General features: G+C 62.4%; 6 protein-coding genes. 5 read left to right on the top strand and 1 reads right to left on the bottom strand.

The window, feature by feature from the left end; translation table 11 throughout:
• The first annotated feature begins 30 nt into the window (after positions 1 to 30).
• The 5 genes from dapF to A3730_RS05600 all read left to right on the top strand — a co-directional run bounded on the left by dapF (position 31) and on the right by A3730_RS05600 (position 3753).
• Positions 31 to 879: a diaminopimelate epimerase gene (dapF, locus tag A3730_RS05620; protein WP_063519333.1), complete on the top strand. Its 849-nt coding sequence runs from the start codon at positions 31 to 33 to the stop codon at positions 877 to 879.
• A gap of 66 nt (positions 880 to 945) precedes the next feature.
• A complete protein-coding gene (locus tag A3730_RS05615; protein ID WP_063519332.1) occupies positions 946 to 1671 on the top strand; it encodes a DUF484 family protein in 726 nt (241 codons plus the stop codon).
• Between the two features lie 2 nt (positions 1672 to 1673).
• A complete protein-coding gene (gene xerC, locus A3730_RS05610; protein ID WP_304439467.1) occupies positions 1674 to 2618 on the top strand; it encodes a tyrosine recombinase XerC in 945 nt (314 codons plus the stop codon).
• Positions 2619 to 2712: 94 nt separating this feature from the next.
• Complete coding sequence (locus A3730_RS05605) at positions 2713 to 3420, top strand: HAD family hydrolase (protein ID WP_063520618.1); 708 nt, start codon at positions 2713 to 2715, stop codon at positions 3418 to 3420.
• Between the two features lie 18 nt (positions 3421 to 3438).
• Complete coding sequence (locus A3730_RS05600) at positions 3439 to 3753, top strand: YqcC family protein (RefSeq protein ID WP_082872270.1); 315 nt, start codon at positions 3439 to 3441, stop codon at positions 3751 to 3753.
• Positions 3754 to 4128: 375 nt separating this feature from the next.
• Here the strand turns inward: A3730_RS05600 and A3730_RS05595 are convergent.
• Positions 4129 to 4807: hypothetical protein (locus tag A3730_RS05595; protein WP_063537674.1), on the bottom strand; the 679-nt coding region annotated here is incomplete at its 5' end.

Raw genomic sequence — 4807 nt, 5'->3', positions numbered from 1 at the left:
ATGGCCTTTTAGTCGCACCGGATATTCCGCATGAACCTGCGCTTTACAAAAATGCACGGCCTGGGCAACGATTTCATGGTGATCGACGGCATTCGCCAGACCTTGCCGGAAACCGGCCTGCCGATGCCGGCGGATGAAATCCGGCGCCTGGGCGACCGCCACTTTGGCGTGGGCTTCGATCAGATGTTGATCGTACAGCCCGCCCGTTCCGCTGACGCCGATTTCCGCTACCGCATCCTCAATGCCGACGCCTCCGAAGTGAGCCAGTGCGGCAACGGGGCCCGCTGCTTTGCCCGGTTTGTGCGCGAACAGGGGCTCACGGACAAGCGTGAAATACAGGTGGAAACCGCCGCCGGCCAGATGACCCTCACCGTCACCGATGATGAGCAGGTCACCGTAGACATGGGCGCACCTCGCTGGGCGCTGGACGCCATTCCCATGACCGCCAAAAGTGAAGCGGACAGCTACTTCCTGGTGTCCGGCACACAGGCCTGGGAAGTGGGCGCCGTGGGCCTGGGCAACCCCCACTGCACCTTATTGGTAGAAAACGTGGATACCGCGCCAGTGGAGAGCGCCGGCCCGCTGCTGGAAAGCCATGAGCAATTCCCCGAGCGGGTGAACGTGGGCTTTATGCAGATCGTCAGCCGCAACGAAATCCGCCTGCGCGTCTACGAACGGGGTGCCGGCGAAACCCTGGCCTGCGGATCCGGCGCCTGCGCCGCTGTGGTCATTGGCCAACGTCGGGGCTGGCTGGATGCCGCCGTCACCGTGCACCTGCCGGGCGGTACGCTGCAAGTCTGCTACGATGGCCAGGGCGGCATCCAGATGACAGGCCCCGCCAGCCATGTCTATGATGGCGCTATTGAAATCACTCTTTAGCAGGCGATTACGAACATCGGCGATGTCAGTGCCGACTGACCCGAATGATGACAAAGGACAGGATTGATGACGGATCAGACTCCAGCCAGCGCCGACCAGGTCGCCGCCTACCTGCGTGAACATGCCGATTTCTTTCAGCATCGCCCGGAACTGCTGGAACTGTTACGTCTGCCCGATTCCAAAGGCGAGGCGGTATCGCTGCTGGAGCGCCAAGCGTCGATTCTGCGCGAGCGCAACACCGAGCTGCGCGACCGGCTCAACGGCCTGCTGGATGTGGCCCGGGAAAATGATCACCTGTTCGACAAGACCCGCCGCCTGACCCTGTCGCTGCTGGAAGCCCGCGGCGCCGAAAAACTGTTCCGCAATCTCCTCACCAGCCTGAGCACAGACTTCCACTGCGACCAGGTGGCGCTGATGCTGTACGACCGGGAAGTGCCTATTCTTGGCGACCTGCGCAACCAGATCCGTTGCGTGGACAGCGACGCCCTGCCCAGCGCCCTGAATCACCTGCTGCGCAGCGGCAAGGCGGTGTGCGGCGCCATGCGCACGGAAGAAATGGAAGCGCTGTTCCAGGACAACGCCACCGACATTCGCTCCGCCGCCATGGTGCCGCTGGAATACCAGGGTCGCCTGGGCCTGCTGGCCATCGGCAGCAAAAGCGCCATGCACTTCCGCAGCTCCCTGGGCACCCTGTTCATTACCCATATTGGCCAGGTGCTGAGCCGCCGCCTGCATGAGGTAGTGCGTCAATATCCCCACCAAAACAAGACCAAGCTGACAGTGGACAGCTGACAGTGGACAGCGAAAGCAAAAACCTCTCCCAAGCCGCCAACTGCCAACCGTCCACTATCAACGCTTTCCTGACCCATCTGGCCAGCGAGCGCCGCCTTTCCCCGCACACCGTGAGCAGCTATCAGCGGGACCTGATCGAAGCCCGAAAAGTGCTGGGCACCCAGCCCTGGGATGCCCTCACCGTGCACGACATTCGCAGTCTGGCCGCCTCACTGCACCGCAAGGGCAAAAGCGGCAAGACCATCCAGCGCATGCTCTCCACACTGCGCACGTTTTTCCGCTACCTGATGCGCGAAGGGCTGGCCCGTGATAACCCGGCCATGGATATCCGCGCCCCGAAAAGCGGCAAACGCCTGCCCAAGGCGCTGGACGCGGATCAGGTCAGCCACCTGCTGGATGCCGGCACCCACAGCAGCGAACCGCTGGCCCTGCGCGATCAGGCCATGATGGAGCTGCTCTACGCCTGCGGCCTGCGGCTGGCAGAGCTGCTAAGCCTGAATCTGGACAGCATCGACCTGCGCGACGGCCAGCTACTGGTCACCGGTAAAGGCAACAAGACCCGCCAGTTACCGGTGGGCAAACCCGCCCTCACCGCCGTACGCCGCTGGCTGAAAGTCCGCCCCCTGCTGATCAAAAGCAGCGAGCAGAGCGCCCTGTTTATTAGCAAGAACGGCCGTCGCCTGTCGCCTTCCAGCGTGCAGCAACGGCTCAAGCGGCACGCCCTGGAGCGCGGTCTCGACGACCATCTGCACCCGCACAAATTACGCCACTCCTTCGCTACCCACCTGCTGGAATCCTCCGGCGACCTGCGTGCGGTGCAGGAACTGCTCGGCCACGCCGATCTGGCCACTACCCAGGTCTACACCCATCTGGACTTCCAGCATCTGGCCCAGGTCTACGATGGCGCCCACCCAAGGGCCCAGCGCCGCAAGGACGAAGACGAGTAATCCTTGGCGCCTGACGCAGGACGCCCAATGCCCAATGCCCGACGCGAATAAAGCGGTGTGCTGCCATTAACGGTTTTACGATAAACTACCGTCCATGAGCACACTCAAGCTGATTACCTTCGATCTGGATAACACGCTGTGGCCCGTGGATGAAGTGATCCGCAAGGCCGAGAAAGCCTGTAGTGACTGGATCGCTGAGCGCCATCCGGATGCCGCCCGCGCCCTCGACGCGGAGCGGGTCCGCATGGTGCGTACCGCCCTGCTCAAGGAAAATCCCGGTTACCTGGACAACCTGACTGCCCTGCGCCAGGACGCCATGACCCGCGCCTTCATGGACGCCGGGTTCAGCAACGCGGAAGCCCGCAAGATCGCCCTGGACGCTTTTGCGGTCTTTCATCAGGCCCGCAACCAGGTATCGTTTTTTCCCGGTGCCCGCGACGTGCTGGAAACCCTGGCAGACAGCTACCAGCTGGGCGCGCTCACCAACGGCAACGCCGACCTGCGCCAGATTGGCATCGCCGAACTATTCGCGTTCCATCACTCGGCGGAAACCATCGGCAAGCGCAAACCCGCCCCGGACATGTTCCATGCCGCCCTGCAATCCGCCGGGGTTCAGGCCCACCAGGCCGTCCACGTGGGCGACCACCCGCTGGAAGATGTGCACGCTGCCCGCGAACACGGCATGCATGCCGTCTGGGCCAACCTTATCGATCTGCCCTGGCCGGTTGAACTGGACCGCCCCCATCACCATATCCACAATCTGCATGAGCTACCGGATCTGGTGCCGCTCTTCGATGACTGACTGCGGATGATTTCCCCCATGAGCCAACGCACCCAACTCGCCTCGCTGCTCAATGAATTGCAAACGGAACTGGACCAGCAAGGTCTGTGGGCTCCACAACCGCCTGCGCCATCCGCCTTCAATAGCAGCACGCCGTTTTTTGCGGACACCATGAATTTCAGCGAATGGCTACAGTGGGTTTTCATCGCCCGCTTCCGGGCCATTCTGGAAGCGGACCACCCCCTGCCCGGGCAGTGCGATATAGCCCCCATGGCAGAGGAAGCCCTGAAAGGCATGGAGCAGGAAACCGGCCAGATCATCCAGCTGCTGAAACAGTTCGACGATCACTTTTAGGCTCATCGTCTATTTGAACCGGGCCCTTTTGCCGTTTTTCATTTCGGCAATTACCGCGAAGAAGGTGATGAACGGGTCGTGGAACTGGTGCACTTTGACGATTTCTCGGTGACCGACGCCCTGGGCAATATTTTACCCACCACCAGGATGACGCCGGTGAACCCGGGCAATTGCGCCTGAATCTGCACACCGGGCAACACCAGTATCGCCCCCAGCCCTGCCTGGCCGGCTGTGAATTCCCGCAGTTCGATCACCGCTACAGCGGCCGGCCCAGCCGTTACCTTTCCCTACCATATTCCCCATGGCTTTCATTGGGGCCGGGGTAAGCCGGCAACGGCTCGCGTTCCAGGGCAACATTCTACGGAGACACCAGCGTCAGCGAATGATGCTGTCGCGCAATAGCGCTCGCCACAGGCTTTCCTCGTCACCGGCGGACAGAGTCCACAACCACTGACCCCGGTTATCCAACGCTTCCAGGGCGGTAACCACCTGCCCATCGCCGGGCTTGCGCAGCCGCCACAGGCTGTCCATCTTTGCCATGTCCAGCGACACCAAAGCGCCGTTATGGGCCAGATGGCAATGGCTTCCCTGCCAGCGAGGCGACGACCAGGGCGCGGTCATGCACAGGCGCACCCCCTGATTGCCCACACACAGGGTCGTTACCGTGTCCCGCACAGCCGCTTCTGCCAACACCGCCGGCAATGTTTCCACCCGCACCTGGCAGGCAAAGCTGTCGCGCACTGAGCGGTACAAGACGTCGCGCTGTTGAGCACAGCGCTGCAATAATCCGGCAAATTCTTCGTCGTCCGTGCTGCTCGCCCAGTCACGCTCCAACTGGCTGAGCGAACCGAGCTCACCCGCCACCCCGCGCGGCAACACCGACGGCAGGTTGAGGGTTTGCTGATCCGGGTGAAGCATGGCGCACACCAGTTCCTCGAACGCCAACCCGCCACTGTCCGGCGCCACCGCCATCTGCTGTAGCGGCTGCCCATGACGGTCAAAAAAGACCAGGCTGCGAGCCGGCAAGGCGCCGGTGGGTTCCAGCACCGCCAAC

The sequence above is a fragment of the Alcanivorax sp. HI0044 genome, assembly GCF_001634945.1.
Note: the sequence above shows the minus strand (reverse complement) of the source record. Positions and strands in the feature narration are given on the sequence as shown.

Coding starts and splice junctions, on each gene's coding strand:
- A3730_RS05615 (WP_063519332.1), top strand. CDS start 946: ATGACGGATCAGACTCCAGCCAGCGCCGACCAGGTCGCCGCCTACCTG.
- A3730_RS05605 (WP_063520618.1), top strand. CDS start 2,713: ATGAGCACACTCAAGCTGATTACCTTCGATCTGGATAACACGCTGTGG.
- A3730_RS05600 (WP_082872270.1), top strand. CDS start 3,439: ATGAGCCAACGCACCCAACTCGCCTCGCTGCTCAATGAATTGCAAACG.
- dapF (WP_063519333.1), top strand. CDS start 31: ATGAACCTGCGCTTTACAAAAATGCACGGCCTGGGCAACGATTTCATG.